The sequence below is a fragment of the Bacillus sp. CFBP9009 genome (genome assembly GCF_036541465.1).
Taxonomy (GTDB): Bacteria; Bacillota; Bacilli; order Bacillales; family DSM-1321; genus Peribacillus.
In genome coordinates, this window is sequence record NZ_JAZHFU010000001.1 from 988,743 (window position 1) to 1,004,136 (window position 15,394).

19 protein-coding genes are annotated in these 15,394 nt (G+C 40.0%); 13 read left to right on the plus strand and 6 right to left on the minus strand.

Going from position 1 to position 15,394, the window contains the following annotated elements:
• Positions 1-6: 6 nt before the first annotated feature.
• Both V3595_RS05090 and V3595_RS05095 read right to left on the minus strand, forming a co-directional pair.
• A complete protein-coding gene (locus tag V3595_RS05090) occupies positions 7-150 on the minus strand; it encodes an anti-repressor SinI family protein (RefSeq protein WP_485905641.1) in 144 nt (47 codons plus the stop codon).
• Positions 151-532: 382 nt separating this feature from the next.
• The gene (locus tag V3595_RS05095) at positions 533-1,300 is read right to left on the minus strand and encodes a DUF1189 domain-containing protein (protein WP_485905643.1); all 768 of its coding nucleotides are present in this window, start codon (positions 1,298-1,300) and stop codon (positions 533-535) included.
• Positions 1,301-1,463: 163 nt separating this feature from the next.
• Here V3595_RS05095 and V3595_RS05100 point away from each other — a divergent pair, with 163 nt between their 5' ends.
• Positions 1,464-1,949 (plus strand): DUF456 domain-containing protein, encoded by a 486-nt coding sequence (locus V3595_RS05100; protein WP_402897676.1) that lies wholly within the window; start codon positions 1,464-1,466, stop codon positions 1,947-1,949.
• A 145-nt stretch (positions 1,950-2,094) separates the two neighbouring features.
• Complete coding sequence (sodA, locus tag V3595_RS05105; RefSeq protein ID WP_485905645.1) at positions 2,095-2,703, plus strand: superoxide dismutase SodA; 609 nt, start codon at positions 2,095-2,097, stop codon at positions 2,701-2,703.
• Here sodA and V3595_RS05110 read toward each other — a convergent pair.
• Positions 2,685-2,972: a hypothetical protein gene (locus V3595_RS05110; protein WP_485905646.1), complete on the minus strand. Its 288-nt coding sequence runs from the start codon at positions 2,970-2,972 to the stop codon at positions 2,685-2,687. The two genes, sodA and V3595_RS05110, sit on opposite strands and share 19 nt — an antisense overlap.
• Positions 2,920-3,222, minus strand: coding sequence for a hypothetical protein (locus V3595_RS05115; protein WP_485905647.1), 303 nt, complete (start codon positions 3,220-3,222; stop codon positions 2,920-2,922). Before V3595_RS05115 ends, V3595_RS05110 begins: the two co-directional genes overlap by 53 nt.
• A gap of 471 nt (positions 3,223-3,693) precedes the next feature.
• Between V3595_RS05115 and V3595_RS05120 the strand changes: the two genes are divergently transcribed.
• From V3595_RS05120 to phoU, 7 genes are all read left to right on the plus strand, one after another.
• The gene (locus V3595_RS05120; protein WP_402897674.1) at positions 3,694-4,914 is read left to right on the plus strand and encodes an MFS transporter; all 1,221 of its coding nucleotides are present in this window, start codon (positions 3,694-3,696) and stop codon (positions 4,912-4,914) included.
• Between the two features lie 193 nt (positions 4,915-5,107).
• Entirely contained in the window at positions 5,108-7,276 is a 2,169-nt protein-coding gene (locus V3595_RS05125; protein WP_336866373.1) for a peptidoglycan D,D-transpeptidase FtsI family protein, read from the plus strand.
• A gap of 335 nt (positions 7,277-7,611) precedes the next feature.
• Complete coding sequence (locus tag V3595_RS05130) at positions 7,612-8,577, plus strand: PstS family phosphate ABC transporter substrate-binding protein (protein ID WP_485905650.1); 966 nt, start codon at positions 7,612-7,614, stop codon at positions 8,575-8,577.
• Positions 8,578-8,715: 138 nt separating this feature from the next.
• The gene (gene pstC / locus V3595_RS05135) at positions 8,716-9,615 is read left to right on the plus strand and encodes a phosphate ABC transporter permease subunit PstC (protein ID WP_485905743.1); all 900 of its coding nucleotides are present in this window, start codon (positions 8,716-8,718) and stop codon (positions 9,613-9,615) included.
• Between the two features lie 3 nt (positions 9,616-9,618).
• On the plus strand, positions 9,619-10,497 hold the full coding sequence (pstA, locus tag V3595_RS05140; protein WP_063590620.1) for a phosphate ABC transporter permease PstA: 879 nt from the start codon (positions 9,619-9,621) through the stop codon (positions 10,495-10,497).
• Positions 10,498-10,551: 54 nt separating this feature from the next.
• Positions 10,552-11,340, plus strand: coding sequence for a phosphate ABC transporter ATP-binding protein PstB (pstB, locus tag V3595_RS05145; RefSeq protein WP_485905744.1), 789 nt, complete (start codon positions 10,552-10,554; stop codon positions 11,338-11,340).
• Between the two features lie 20 nt (positions 11,341-11,360).
• Complete coding sequence (gene phoU / locus V3595_RS05150; RefSeq protein WP_485905652.1) at positions 11,361-12,014, plus strand: phosphate signaling complex protein PhoU; 654 nt, start codon at positions 11,361-11,363, stop codon at positions 12,012-12,014.
• Positions 12,015-12,083: 69 nt separating this feature from the next.
• Here the strand turns inward: phoU and V3595_RS05155 are convergent, their stop codons facing one another.
• Both V3595_RS05155 and V3595_RS05160 read right to left on the minus strand, forming a co-directional pair.
• Positions 12,084-12,536: a hypothetical protein gene (locus V3595_RS05155; protein WP_485905654.1), complete on the minus strand. Its 453-nt coding sequence runs from the start codon at positions 12,534-12,536 to the stop codon at positions 12,084-12,086.
• A gap of 2 nt (positions 12,537-12,538) precedes the next feature.
• Positions 12,539-12,919, minus strand: a complete 381-nt coding sequence (locus tag V3595_RS05160; protein ID WP_485905656.1) for a hypothetical protein — start codon at positions 12,917-12,919, stop codon at positions 12,539-12,541.
• A 426-nt stretch (positions 12,920-13,345) separates the two neighbouring features.
• Here V3595_RS05160 and V3595_RS05165 point away from each other — a divergent pair, with 426 nt between their 5' ends.
• From V3595_RS05165 to V3595_RS05180, 4 genes are all read left to right on the plus strand, one after another.
• Positions 13,346-13,954, plus strand: a complete 609-nt coding sequence (locus V3595_RS05165; protein WP_485905657.1) for a hypothetical protein — start codon at positions 13,346-13,348, stop codon at positions 13,952-13,954.
• A 118-nt stretch (positions 13,955-14,072) separates the two neighbouring features.
• Complete coding sequence (gene rpmG, locus V3595_RS05170) at positions 14,073-14,222, plus strand: 50S ribosomal protein L33 (protein ID WP_028391797.1); 150 nt, start codon at positions 14,073-14,075, stop codon at positions 14,220-14,222.
• 179 nt (positions 14,223-14,401) lie between these two features.
• On the plus strand, positions 14,402-14,974 hold the full coding sequence (locus V3595_RS05175) for a 5-formyltetrahydrofolate cyclo-ligase (RefSeq protein WP_485905659.1): 573 nt from the start codon (positions 14,402-14,404) through the stop codon (positions 14,972-14,974).
• A 75-nt stretch (positions 14,975-15,049) separates the two neighbouring features.
• A complete protein-coding gene (locus V3595_RS05180) occupies positions 15,050-15,238 on the plus strand; it encodes a hypothetical protein (RefSeq protein WP_101222568.1) in 189 nt (62 codons plus the stop codon).
• Positions 15,239-15,394: the final 156 nt, after the last annotated feature.

Here is a 15,394-nt window from a genome sequence, read left to right on the forward strand (position 1 = left end):
ATTTTTCTATTTCAATTGAGTAACATCCTTATTATTTGAATGAGTGTTAAGAAAGGAGCGAATTTCCTTTGGGGTCAGACCACTCTTTTTTGCCTCCATTATGAGTAACAACCACTGTACATCAATATGACTCTCCTTCACGTCTATCACCTCTTAAATACTATTTCAACCATAAGTATAGGAATAACTTAGTGAGTATTTTGTCGAATTAAGTAGATATAAAAAAATGATGACTGTAGTCATATGCTGCCAAAGGCATGGATTACCCGATTTTATGCTTAAGCAAAAAGAGCCGGACCAGGTGGTCGAATCTCAGTTTGTAGACAAATGGGGTTCTATCTAAATTTTAAACAAGTTGATTGGAACAGGTGTGCGAGACCCCTGTGGGAAAAGCGTGTCTTAGGGAGACCCCGCAGGCGCAAAGACCGCCCTGGTTCCAATCAACGTTCGAATTTTACAAAGCCTTAAAAGACTGTAGGCAAACTCGATTCTCATCGAGTTTGCCTACAGTCTGAGTCCAATCTTGTTAATGTCAATTTCCGATCTTATTGGCTGATGTTTCTTTAATGGATAAATATAACATCATCAATGTCACAAACCAGCTAATGATGGAAGCGAACGGTACCATTGCTTGAAAAGCATCCATGATGGTGAAGAATACGGTGGCAAGCGTTATGCTGTAAGCACCGATTCTCCATAGATGCCTATAGGAAAGAGGACGGCCAAGAGCATTTTTGAAAAAAAGACCGAAAGCGGCAAGGATTGTCACTTTAATGAAGATTCCGCTAGCAGTAAACAGGTATAATATAAGTAGAAGCAATGGAAGGATGATAGGCAGCACAGATTCAACTGAATCAAGCCAAGTGGATATTTCCTGATTATCTCCCTCCAGAACTGAATATGGAGAGGATTGCACGTTGCCTCCGGATACGAAAACCAGATCAGACTTTAAAAGCGCGACAGCTTCATCAGCTTTTGCGGCTACTTCTTCCGGGGTCAAGGCTCCCGTGCCATCTACAAAAATTTGATATCCGTTTTTATTCAGGCTAAATGGCTCATCTTGTTCAGTTGTCAACGTGCCATTTTTGATTTCAAATGCCGGTAAGTCTTCGGATACTGTTTCGTGCATGGCATCTATCCCGTCAACTATCATTGCCCCGAAATAAAAAGCTGAAGGGAGAAAGGCGATGAGACTTATAAAGAAAACGAATAATATCGTTTTCCCGATACCTTGGTTTTGAAAGGAAGCGATATCTTTAGGAGAATACAAGCTTACCCATAGTTGTTTGAATATGTTCAATGTTTTCAGCACCTAACTATATAAGATTCCTAACCAATTTTAACTATATGGGAAAAATAAAACAACCTGTATTCTGCTTCATTGGTTTCAACCATCAGTAATGAGGTAATTATGGAGAGATAAAGTCAAATTATATATCAAATGAGAAAGGGGCGTTTTAGTAATGGATACACTATTTTGGATAATAATTACCCTCATGTTCATAATGGGGTTTGTCGGTCTGATTTTTCCAATCATCCCAAGTGTTTTATTCATTTTCGGCGGAATATTGCTCTATGGATTATTTTATTCTTTTGAACCATTTGGCTGGTTTTTCTGGACGGTCCAAATTTTATTCGTGATCCTTTTATTCGCAGCTGATTATATTGCGAACATGGTCGGGGTCAAAAAGTATGGAGGCACGAAAGCGGGAATTTGGGGCAGTACGATTGGGCTTCTGGTCGGGCCATTCGTGATTCCGTTCCTCGGAATACTAATAGGACCATTCATCGGGGCATTCCTGGCAGAAATCCTAGTACATAAAAAAGACCCGGTTACTGCTTCGAAAATCGGCCTTGGTTCCGTTGTAGGCTTTATAAGCAGCGTCATTACAAAAGGCATCATCCAACTTCTGATGATTGGATATTTTCTATTCGTGGTATTCTCATAGGAAATATAATCGAAAAATGAAAAATTGAGGCATAAGGTTTGAAACGGTTACAAAAATTTGATACTCTATTTCTAGCGAGCTTTAGGTATCTTTCGAGAACTGAAGCCCTCAAAAAATAAAAGCTTACATAGGGAGGAATTTTATTATGGCTTTTGAACTTCCGCAATTACCGTATACATATGATGCATTAGAACCACACATCGACAAAGAAACAATGAACATTCACCACACTAAACATCACAACACATATGTGACAAACCTGAACAATGCCCTAGAAGGTAACCAAGAACTTCTAAGCAAAAGCGTTGAAGAAATCGTCGCTAACCTTGACGCAGTACCTGAAGCTGTTCGTACAGCTGTACGCAACAATGGTGGCGGACATGCTAACCACACTTTATTCTGGGAAATCCTTTCACCTAACGGCGGCGGACAACCGACTGGTGAATTAGCGGATGCTATCACTTCAAAATTCGGAAGCTTTGACAGCTTTAAAGAAGAGTTCGCTAAAGCGGCTACTACTCGTTTTGGATCTGGCTGGGCTTGGCTTGCAGTCAACAATGGCGAGTTGGAAGTAACAAGTACACCAAACCAAGACAATCCATTATCAGAAGGTAAAACACCGCTTCTTGGATTGGACGTTTGGGAACATGCTTACTACCTAAACTACCAAAACCGTCGTCCTGAATACATCAATTCTTTCTGGAATGTTGTAAACTGGGATGAGGTTGCAAAACGTTACAGCGCTGCAAAATAATTTGTAATTAAAAAAGACAGGATTCCTTTTGTGAAAAGGAATCCTGTCTTTTTTTGTTTCTTTAATCCGAACGGGAACATTGAAGAAAAACAATATAAAGGCAACTCGTATTGCTGTTTCGCCAAAAGAAGTGAAAGAAATTCACGAGTAAAAGCTGCAAATTTACGGGAAACGCACAAATTCACGAGTAAACTCTTCAAATTCACGAGTAAAAGCTCAAAACTCACGAGTAAAAGCCCGAAATTCACGAGTAAAAGCATCGAATTCACGAGTAACGCACAAATTCACGAGTAAACACCTCCAATTCCTGAGTGAAATCTCGAAACTCACGAGGATAATCCTAAAACTTACGAGTAAAAGCATCGAATTCACGAGTAAACGCTCAAAACTCACGAGTAAAAGCCCGAATTCACGAGTAAACACTCCAAATTCATGAACATCCCCTTCGTCTTCGCCAGTCGAAGAGTTTTCTTTATACTGTTCTTTTTCAAATTCAAAAGGAAAACAGTATAAGTGCAACTACTTCTCTGTCATCGCCATCCTGGCTCGCCAATCGAAGAGTTTTCTTTATACTGTTCTTTTTTAAATTCAAAAGGAAAACAGTGTAAGTGCAACTACTTCTCTGTCATCGCCATCCTGTCTCGCCAATCGAAGAGTTTTCTTTATACTGTTCTTTTTCAAATTCAAAAGGAAAACAGTATAAGTGCAACTACTTCTCTGTCTTCGCCAATCGAAGAGTTTTCTTTATACTGTTCTTTTTAAATTCAAATGGAAAACAGTATAAGTGCAACTACATCTCTGTCTTCGCCAATCGAAGAGTTTTCTTTATACTGTTCTTTTTCAAACTCAAAAGGAAAACAGTATAAGGGCAACTACTTCTCTGTCATCGCCATCCTGGCTCGCCAATCGAAGAGTTTTCTTTACCTTTTTTTACATAAATTCTTTTGTTTTTTCAAACACTAGAGTGGAATTTAAAGGAGAGTTAAAACAATGGGTATTTTAGAGAGATGGTTGGGTGAAGCGGGGGGAAAGAAGGATCTGCACCTCCTTTTGTTTATTGGCGGGCTGTACAGCCTAAGTATTGCTTTATCCAATACATTCGTTAATGTGTACTTGTGGAAACAATCCGGTCAAATTGTTGATATTGCCGTATATAATCTAACCGTGGTGCTTTTTCAACCGCTTACCTTTGTCTTTGCTGGCAGGCTGGCGAAAAAGGTTGATCGAATCATTGTTTTGCGTCTGGGTGTTATCTTTTTGGCCCTATTTTATTTATCAGTCCTATTGGTCGGTACACGGGCAACGGATTTCCTTTGGTTGCTTGGTGGACTGTTAGGAATCGGTTATGGATTTTATTGGCTTGCCTATAATGTCTTGACTTTTGAGATCACTGAGCCGGAAACAAGGGATTTCTTCAATGGTTTTTTAGGGATTTTATCATCCCTTGGGGGAATGGTCGGTCCGATTCTTTCAGGGTTCATCATTTCGAGGCTTGAAAAATTCACGGGATATTCCATTGTATTCGGATTGTCTTTGCTATTGTTTTCCGTTGCGGTGTTTCTTAGCTTTTCTTTAAAAAGACGTCCAGCACATGGCAGATACTGTTTCCTTCGGATATTGCAGGAACGGAAAAATAATCGGAATTGGCTCTTGATCACACGTGCTCACTTTTTTCAAGGGATACGAGAGGGCACCTTCATGTTCATCATTTCGATTAACGTTTTCATTCAGACGGATAGTGAACTTGCATTAGGGAGCTATGGTCTGTTGAATTCTGCCATTTCATTCGTTGCGTATTTTTTTGCTTCACGATATATAAAACAGCCGATGCGAAAAAAGGCCATTCTTATTGGAGGAATCCTGTTGTATGCAGGGGTCTTATTGATTGCATTTGATATCACATTCGGGAAGCTTCTCATTTATGGGGCAATTGTCGCTACCGCTTATCCTATTCTTTTGGTCCCTTATATATCGTTGACGTATGACATTATAGGCCGTGCTTGGAAAGCAGCGGAAATGAGGATTGAATATATCGTTGTCCGGGAACTGTTCGTTCATATTGGAAGGATAGTATCGATATCAGGATTCATACTTTCCGTCATGTTATTCGACCTAAAGGAAGTACTGCCGATCTATCTGTTAATCGTCGGGGCAGGGCATACCGTGATATATTGGTTTATACGGAAAATCGATATCATTGACCAAGATTGAAAAAGAGGCCTTAGAGGCCTCTTTTCCAATATCGGGACTTACGGTTTTAGGATCTATGAGCCGTAAGTCACTTTTTATGTAAAGTTCGTTAGATGTTTAATATTTCTAGAACACTAAGGTAGAAAAAAATATAAATGTTCTATAGAATAGTATAGGACTATTATGACTATGTAAAAAGGATGTGTGGCTTAGTGTGAATAAAAAGAAAAAGAAAAAGACGCATGTGCCTTTCAGATTGAATATTCTTTTCTTTTTAGTGTTTGTTTTGTTTTCCGCTTTAATTTTACGCTTGGGTGTTGTACAGATCGTTTATGGTGATGATTACCGGCGTGAGATTGAAAGAACAGAGGAAGTGACCGTGAATAATTCGGTGCCCCGTGGGAAAATGTATGACCGGAATTTGAAACTGATGGTCGATAACCAACCACTGGATGCAATTACATATACACGAAAGCAAGGTACGAAACAAACAGAAATGGTGGAAACGGCTGAGAAACTCGCGAAGTTGATCGAAAAGGAAACAGACAAAGTGACTGAACGCGATAAAAAGGATTTTTGGATTTTGAAGAATCCAAAGCTGGCCGAGAAAAAGATTACCGATAAAGAGCGGAAAAAAGTGGAAGAAGGCGAGATGGAAGAAAGTGATTTGTATAAGCTTCAGCTTGATCGGATTACTGAAGAAGAAACAAAGCTTTCGGAAAAGGATCTTGAAGTTCTTGCCATCTATAGGGAATTTGCAAGCGGATATGCCCTTACCCCGCAAATTGTGAAAAATAAGAAAGTAACAAAAGAAGAATTCGCCAAGGTGAGTGAAAACCTTGATTCGCTCCCAGGGGTCGATATATCTACAGATTGGGATCGTTTTTATACTTATAATAAAACACTTAAATCTGTATTGGGTAAAGTTTCTTCATCTGAAGAAGGGTTGCCTAGTGAAAGCCTGGACTACTACCTCGCGCGTGATTACAGCCGGAATGACCGTGTAGGTAAGAGTTATATTGAGGCGCAATACGAAGATATCCTTCAAGGGCAGAAAGCGAAAGTAAGGAATGTGACCGATAAATCAGGAAATGTCGTCGATTCCGAAGTGATTTCTGAAGGTTCGCGAGGAAAAGATCTTATATTGACAGTTGATATGGATTTACAGCTTGCTACTGAGGAAATCATTGAAAAGCAATTGATTGCCAAGAAAAAAATGGGTAACACCAAATTCTTGGACAGGGCCTTTGTCGTCATGATGGATCCCGATACAGGGGAAGTGTTGACGATGGCTGGCAAGAAATATGAGAAGGACCCAAAAACGGGGAAATCCTCCATTGAGGACTTCGCATTAGGAAATATCACGACTTCCTATACGATGGGGTCTGCGGTTAAAGGTGCTACGGTTTTAACCGGTTATCAGCAAGGTGCGATCCAGCCTGGTACGTACTTTTACGATACGAAGTTGAGAATCAAAGGTACACCGCCCAAAGGTTCATATAGTGACTTCGGGAACATAAATGATTTGACCGCATTGAAGGTATCTTCGAACGTTTATATGTTCAGAACGGCCATTAATATTGCAGGTGCGCATTATGTGCCGAATGAACCTTTGAACATTAGTTCAGGCGCGTTTTCAACCATGAGGAATTCATTTGCCCAGTTTGGCTTGGGTGTTCGCACGGGAATTGATCTTCCTAATGAAATGAGCGGATTCAAAGGTTCCGAAGTATCTCCAGGTAAGCTGCTTGACCTTGCTATCGGACAGTATGATACGTACACACCGATGCAACTCGTGCAATATGTTTCAGCGATTGCGAATGGCGGTAACCGCATGAAGCCGCATATGGTTAAGGAAATCCGCGATCCGGTTGATAATAATGAGGAATTGGGACCTGTTGCCGAAGACGTTTCACCGACTGTCCTTAATCGTCTTGATATGAAGGAAGAATGGGTTGAACGTGTTCAGAACGGTTTTGAGAAAGTTGCGATGGAACAAGGCGGAACGGCTTATACCTACTTTGGGAATAAATCGTATACAGTGGCAGCTAAAACAGGGACGGCGGAAGCATTCTATGACGGCCCGAACCGGATGAATTATAGCGAGCCCCAAGAAACGATGAACATCACGCTTGTGGGTTATGCCCCAGCTAAAAATCCTGAGGTCGCTTTTGCGGTCGTTGTGCCGTGGGCATATCAAGGACATACGGGCCATAGCATGAGTAAAGAAATAGGTGAAGAAATCATGGATACTTATTTCGAACTGAAAAAAGAACGGGCTAAGAAGGAAAATACCGAAACCTCGACTGATTTGAAAGTGGAGAATGGTAAAGACGTTCAAAAAGAGCAGGCTGAAATAAGAAATAGTCAGGAAAATGAATAAAAAGTTATAAAACACGCTTCTGAGTTAAATCAGAAAGCGTGTTTTTTTGTTCATAAAATAAAATTGCTCAGTGATGCTATCAGCATGCCTCGAGATTTGCACTTTCCCTTTATGAAAGAGATTTTTAATCACTTCAGTTGGAGTAATTTCCCGCACATGTAAATACCCCTTAGGCACAAAATAAGAGAGTGATTTAAAGACTTTGACTACCTTTACAAAATAATCACAATTATTTACTGAATATTTACAAATGCTTTAAACGGAATTTACAGTCTGAACGTATGATGTGAGAGTAGGACAAAATATTCATATAAAATTCTTAGGGGGATTTACAAATGAAACGTTTCAAATTTATGGCTATGACCGCAGTAATGGGTGGAGTAATCGCAGTGGCAGCTGGATGTGGATCTAATGATACTTCAAACAGCGGTAAAGGAAATGAAGCGGCTTCAGATCAACTCAAGGGCGAAGTTATTACGGATGGTTCTTCAACGGTCTTTCCGATCATGGAGGCAGTTGCAGAAGAATATATGGCTACACAGCCTGATGTGAAGGTTTCAGTGGGATCGTCAGGAACAGGTGGGGGATTCAAGAAATTCATCGCTGGTGATACGGACCTAGCCAATGCATCCCGCCCGGTGAAAGAAGAAGAAAGTGCCTTACTTGATGAAAAGGGTGTTGAATATACAGAATTGAAACTGGCATTTGACGGTATTTCAATCGTTGCCAATAAAGATAATGATTTCATCGATTCACTAACAGTTGAAGAACTTCAAAAACTGTGGATTGATAATGGAAAGGTGAAGAAATGGTCTGATATACGTCCTGAATGGCCGAAGGAAGAAATTAAATTCTACTCTCCGGGAACAGATTCAGGCACATATGATTATTTCAATGAAGTGATCCTTGAAGAAAAACCGATGGTGGAAAATGCTACGCTTTCAGAAGATGATAACGTTCTTGTACAAGGTGTAGAAGGTGATAAAAATGCGATTGGATTCTTCGGTTATGCCTACTACTCTGAAAATAAAGATAAGTTAAAGATCATTTCCATCGACAACGGCAAAGGTGCTGTAGAGCCAACACATGAAACGATTAAAAGTGGGGAGTATGCACCATTGTCACGTCCACTTTACACATATGTAGCTAATAAGTCGGTAGCTGAAAAAGAACAAGTCGCAGATTATACTCAATTCGTCATTGAAAATGCAGGAGAGCTTGCAGAAGAAGTGGGTTATATCAGCCTGCCGGAAGAAGAGTACCAGAAAGATCTTGATAAATTAAAAGAACTGGAAAAATAAACGATATTACAGGCTATTGAAATCCCGCCTTGACTCGATTGAGGCGGGGGTAACAGCTTGTAAATCCAAATATTGCGTGTCTGAAATGGAGGATGCAAGTTGGAACTTAGAAAAACAGAAACCTATTCTGTACAGCAAATGATTCTGGAAAAGAAAAGTAAGAAAAAAATGAATATGGAAAAAGTCATACCTAAGCTTTTGTTCCTTACGGCGGCAATTTCCGTTTTTACTACAATCGGGATCATCCTGACCCTTATATTTGAAACATTTATCTTTTTTGACAGAGTATCTATCGTTGAATTTTTTACGGAAGCTAAATGGCTGCCATTTGCATCTGCACCTTCCTATGGGATTATGCCCCTTATCGTTGGAACGTTGAAGATAACAGTCATAGCAGCGGTGGTTGCAGTTCCAGTAGGACTTGCAACAGCCATTTTCTTGAGTGAATATGCATCAGAGAAAACACGGAGAATCATCAAGCCGATTTTAGAAGTTTTAGCGGGGATTCCTACTATCGTTTACGGCTTTTTTGCCTTAACTTTTGTAACACCGGTTTTGCGGGATTTATTTCCTTCCCTTGACATGTTCAATGCTCTAAGTCCTGGAATCGTTGTAGGTATCATGATCATGCCGATGATAGCCTCTTTGTCGGAAGATGCCCTTGTATCAGTACCGAAGTCGATTCGCGAAGGTGCGTATGCTTTAGGAGCAACGAAACTCGAAACGACAATTAAAGTGGTATTGCCAGCAGCCATTTCTGGAATTGTGGCATCCATCGTTCTTGCTTTATCCAGAGCGATCGGGGAAACCATGATTGTGAGTGTTGCCGGTGGCTCGACCCCAAATATGAGCATGGATGTCACTTCATCGATTCAAACGATGACCGCTTATATCGTTCAGGTCAGTTCGGGGGATGCAGGGTACGGGACAACGATTTACTACAGCATATATGCGGTTGGAATGACACTGTTCGTCTTTACGCTTGTCATGAATTTACTGGCGCAGTTCATCTCTCGCAAGTTCAGGGAGGAATATTAAGACATGAAACTGATAAACAAAAGTCATGTTGCAAAAAAAATGCCTGCTAGGCTGGCTGTTAACACGATTTGTAAAGGATTATTCTTCTTGGCAACATTGGTTGGCCTCCTCGTATTGGCCATCTTATTTTATCGGATATTCACTCAAGGAATTGGTAGTCTGAATGGGGATTTCCTTCAGAATTTCGCTTCCAGGAAACCTGAAGAGGCTGGTATAAAGGCAGCGCTGATCGGTTCAATATGGTTGATGGTAGTGGTGGCTCCAGTTTCCCTGCTGCTTGGTGTTGGAACGGCCATTTATTTAGAGGAATATGCGAGGAAGAATTGGATCACCACTTTTATCAAAGTGAATATTTCCAATCTGGCAGGTGTCCCGTCAATAGTATTTGGACTTCTGGGCTTAACGGTTTTCGTTCGTGCTCTTGCCTTGGACCGGTCCATATTGGCAGCAGGCTTGACGATGAGCCTACTTGTTCTTCCTGTCATCATAGTAGCTGCCCAAGAGGCCATACGTGCCGTACCTCGTGATTTAAGGGAAGCTTCGTTTGGAATGGGTGCAACAAAGTGGCAAACCATATTGAAAGTGGTCCTGCCTGCTGCGATACCTGGCATTTTAACTGGAGGGATACTTGCTTTGTCACGGGCAATCGGTGAAACGGCGCCATTGGTGGTGGTTGGCATACCAATGTTCATCGCCTTTTTACCTCAAACGGTCATGGATACATTTACAGTGTTGCCAATGCAAATCTATAATTGGACATCTCGTCCGCAGGAGGAGTTCCAGCAGGTTGCTGCCGCGGGAATCATCGTTTTACTCATCCTGTTAATATTCATGAATTCAATTGCGGTTATAATTAGAAATAAATTCCAGAAAAGATACTGATAGGAGGAAGGAAGCATGAATATGACCTTAGCGAGAGAACAAGAGTCACCGGCAATCGAGATCGATAATGTCGGATCAGCTGCCTTGACGGAAAAGGTGTATGAAACATCCAATCTCAATTTATGGTATGGAGAAAACCATGCTTTGAAAAATATTAATCTGGATATGCATCAAAATGAAGTGACTGCCATCATAGGGCCTTCAGGATGTGGGAAATCCACCTACATTAAAACGTTGAACCGAATGATAGAACTAGTCCCGGATGTGAAAACGACAGGCCAGATTAAATATAGGAACAGGAATATCCTCGATCAGTCCTATAAGGTGGAAGATTTAAGGACACAGGTGGGGATGGTCTTCCAAAAGCCTAATCCCTTTCCTAAATCAATTTATGAAAATGTTGTATACGGACCAAAGATCCATGGAATTAAAAATAAAAAAATTCTTGATGAGATAGTTGAAAAAAGTTTAAAAGGGGCAGCCATTTGGGATGAAGTCAAAGACCGTCTGCATGAAAATGCATATGGACTTTCAGGTGGACAGCAACAGCGCCTTTGTATTGCCAGATGTTTGGCAATCGAACCAGATGTCATTTTAATGGATGAACCGACTTCTGCCCTTGATCCGATATCCACTTTGAAAATAGAAGAATTGGTCCAAGAACTGAAAAAGGATTTCAGCATCATAATCGTAACCCATAACATGCAGCAGGCAGCACGTATCTCTGATAGGACAGCCTTCTTCTTAAATGGGGAAGTCATCGAATATTCTGATACAAACACCATCTTCTCTAATCCGAATGATAAAAGAACAGAAGATTACATTACCGGACGCTTCGGTTAAAGAGAAAGGGAGATGCGATAATGATCGTTCGTGAAAATTTCGAGCTTCAATTGAAAGAGCTACAGGAGAAAATCGTGAAATTGGCTAATTTAGCTTCAGGTGCCATATCAAAATCATATGCCGCACTAGAAAACAATAATGTAGATGATGCTCTTCAAGTTATTGAAGATGATACAATAGCTGATTTACTGGAAGAGGAAATCAATGACTTTGCGATTTTACTGATTGCTAAGCAGCAGCCGGTTGCGATTGATTTAAGGCGTATCATTGCTGCCATAAAAATCGCCTCTGATATTGAAAGGATGGCGGACTTTGGTGTGAATATCGCTAAATCAGCGATCCGAATCGGTGACCAGCCATTTATTCTGCCTTTAACACCTTTAAAGCAGATGCATGATATTACATTAAAGATGATTCAACTTTCAATAGAAGCATTTGAGAAGGAAGATGTTGTTCTTTCAAGAGAAATCATTGAAATGGATGATGAGGTTGATCGCTTTTATGGAGAAATGATTCGAAGTCTCCTTCGCCTTTCAGATGAAAAAAACCTTCAGCAGGTTACACAGCTTTCCTTAATTGCTCGATATTTGGAAAGAACAGCGGACCATACAACGAATATCGCAGAGAATATTTACTTCCTGGTAAGAGGGAGATATATCAGCAGGAATGAATGAACCCATCCTGATTGAAAAAAAGAGAGGCTTTTTCTCGGACATCGTCCATTTAAAAGTCTCTCTTATTCATTAATGGGTCAAAGTATTGGCCAATTGTCTATATGTCATATTATTCGTAACAACAAACTCACCGATTTGTATTTTTTTTGAGAAATCATGGTCATTCATGTAAGCTTCAAATTCAGCAGCATCATCGATGATTTTTTCATTGGCAAGGCTATTGGCAATTTCGGTTGTGGTCATATTCGTTTTCACTTTAATTGTATAGGTGACAATGGAGGGATCTTTTTTTGAAGCCTCTTTCTCCATTGAATCCTTATCCGGATCCTTTGGTTGGACGGTCTTTTCAGTTTCCTCCATAGGAAGTGTAACGACGTATCCTTTCTTCACGAGCAATTCCTTAGCTTCCTCCGCAGTGGGATTGGTGCCTTCGAATAATCCGGTGCCATAATAAAAGCCAGCAAAGATTGTTGTTGTAAAAATGATACCGGCGGAAAGACCTTGCATTCTCGCTTTGTTCATTCTCATTCACCCCGCAATCTTTGCTGATCGATCACTGCAATGGTTTGTTCCTTCGTTAATGAGGATTGTCTGGCGATCTGGTCCAAAGAAAGACCTTGACTATATAAAGATAGAACCTGGCATTTTAAAATTTCATGTATGGGTTCGCTATCATTGGAATTGATAGTTGATTTAACCTTTACAGGGGGAACAGGATCGTCCTGGATAACGAATTCCTCTTCAAGAATCTTCACCTTCTTCTTTAATTGGTAGATATCTTGCATATACGTTAGTGTCATCTGCTCCAAATCTTCCTCTAATTTGGCAACTTTATCTTTACCGAAAAAGGAAATGATGAGAAGGACGATCGCTAATGAAAAAAGAAGGATGATAAGTGTTTCCATGTTTTCACCTCAGAAGCTAATTTTCGACAATATATTTATATTTTACACATATTTTTAAAAAAATGGAGATTTTCATATTTTTATATTCTCGGAAGTGGGCCGTAAACTTCATTTATTGTCTATTTTGTTTCAAATATTGTCGAAAAGCTTTATGACCGTCGTTGAATAAAAAAAATCAAGCATTAAAATGAGAAAAAAACCTTTAAGAGATAACATACATAAAATTCGACAAAATGTGTTTATTGTCCATCAGCCAATTCAGTGCTAACATAAATATAGAATAAATCGAAAAAAACAAAATATTTTGAATAGTTAAAAATCAGCAAACCTATAAGAAAATGGTGTGCAGTTTCTAAAGTGGATAGTCTCACTGTCAGCGCCTAACGATAAGCTATATAAGGATAAAGAAGGGGAAGGGATGATTATATGAATTCGCTATTCGCGTATATGCCGCAGGATAATCAGGATATATTTCGTAAGGGATTAAAAGCTGGGTTATGGATGGATGAGAGTTTTGATTGGTATCCTGAGGAAGATATGATGAGTCATCCTAATGGAGAGATCCGGACGCTTTCACAAACATATACCCAAGGGCAGGTGACCTTTTCGAAGTTCACGATTAGAAATACCTCATTCGAGACGAAGCGCCCAAAAGTGTTTTTTCACTATGAAAACGCTTTCGAAAGGCAGACAGTGGCTTTTTACAGCCCGAATGAACGGGCGATTTTACATGTAGCCCCTCAATCGATTGCCTTATTGGGTGGATTGGTGAAAGGAAAAAGCATCTCTCAATATTGCATCCAAGGAAAGGGAAGCCTATATCAAGAGGGATGCTTCAAATCATTGAAAGAGGGGCTCTTGGCTTATTCACCGCTCGCCAAAGGGGAAGTTACCAGCGTGTTTACGCTAGAGACTGAAATCTTGCCGAAGGAATGTGTGGAAGCTGTGGCCTGGGTCATTCATGCTGAAACGAAAGAAGAAGCGAAAGTCATAAATAATCAGCTCCTCCTGACGATGCAAAACGTAAACAATTAAGAATTCAAAAAAGTTAAAGTTGGATTTCCCAAAAAACATACTAGCAATTCGCATTGAATAATGCTATTATAGAAAAGTCCTATGTGAAAAAGTCAATATGTTTGGAGGGAAATACACAATGCGCGTAAATATTACATTAGCTTGCACTGAATGTGGAGACCGTAACTATATTTCTAAAAAAAATAAACGTAACAATCCAGACCGTCTTGAGCTTAAAAAATACTGCTCAAGAGAAAAACGCAGCACGACTCACCGTGAAACAAAGTAAGCAACAGGATTTTTCCTGTTGTTTTTTTTTATGTATTTTTTTAATCCCTTCTTCCTCTTTTTCCTTTAGTGGATATTTTCATGATGCATTAATGATTCGGCGATTTCCGACACCGTATTTTCGTAAATGAACAAATATTATGAGATAATGATAGAAGTAGACTAAAGGAGTCGGAAGAGATGAAAGAAAACAAAAAAAAGCTCCGCCAAGAAGTTAGGTCCCGTTTAATGGAGCTGACTAAAGAGGAACATGAGGAACTATCGAACCGAATCGCTGAAAACTTATTTTCACTGGAGGAATGGAAAAAAGCAAAAACCATTGGCATCACCATCTCCATACCGCCCGAAGTTCCAACGGTACGGATCATCGAACAAGCATGGAGTGAAGGAAAAGAAGTGGCAGTACCAAAATGTGATCCTGAAAAAAAGACAATGGAATTCAAGAAAATCTCGTCCTTCAATCAGCTGGAGTCTGTTTATTACGGGTTGCTTGAACCAGTGGCTGAAACAGCCAAGGCTCGGAAAGAGGAATTGGATGCATTGATCGTACCCGGTCTTGCTTTTACCAAGGAAGGGTATCGCCTAGGCTTTGGAGGCGGCTATTATGACCGTTTCCTATCTTATTACCGCGGAGATACATTGGCCCTTACATACGAGCTTCAATTAATGGATGAACTCCCGATAGAGGTTCATGATATAGCGGTAGGCAAACTCATTACCCCATCCAGGGTAATACGTACGTACGCCCATTAGAAGAAGTTTATTAATTATCACTTTTAGCTCATAAAAATCCTGTCCTGTATCACACTATTGATAGGAGGGATTGTTATGCTTCGATTAATTATTCAAATCTTCTTGGTTGGTTTAGCTGTTTATGCAGGTTACAAAAACCGGTATCGCCTGATAAATGTTGCGCTGTCCAATGGCATTTTAAGAAGATTTCTAGTGACTAAATCCTTGGATATGCCAATGTTCAGGGATAAAATGATGCAAAGCATGTTCAGTCAGACCAAATGAGAATGCCGGCATCTTAAAAAGGAACCTGATCTGAACTGCACCCCAATTGTTAGACACCATCTAACAATTGGAGGTGCAGTTTTTTTGACTAAATATACGATAGACGAAAAATCAAATGCAGTTTTAGAGTACTTAGAAGGGAAGAAATCCTATAAA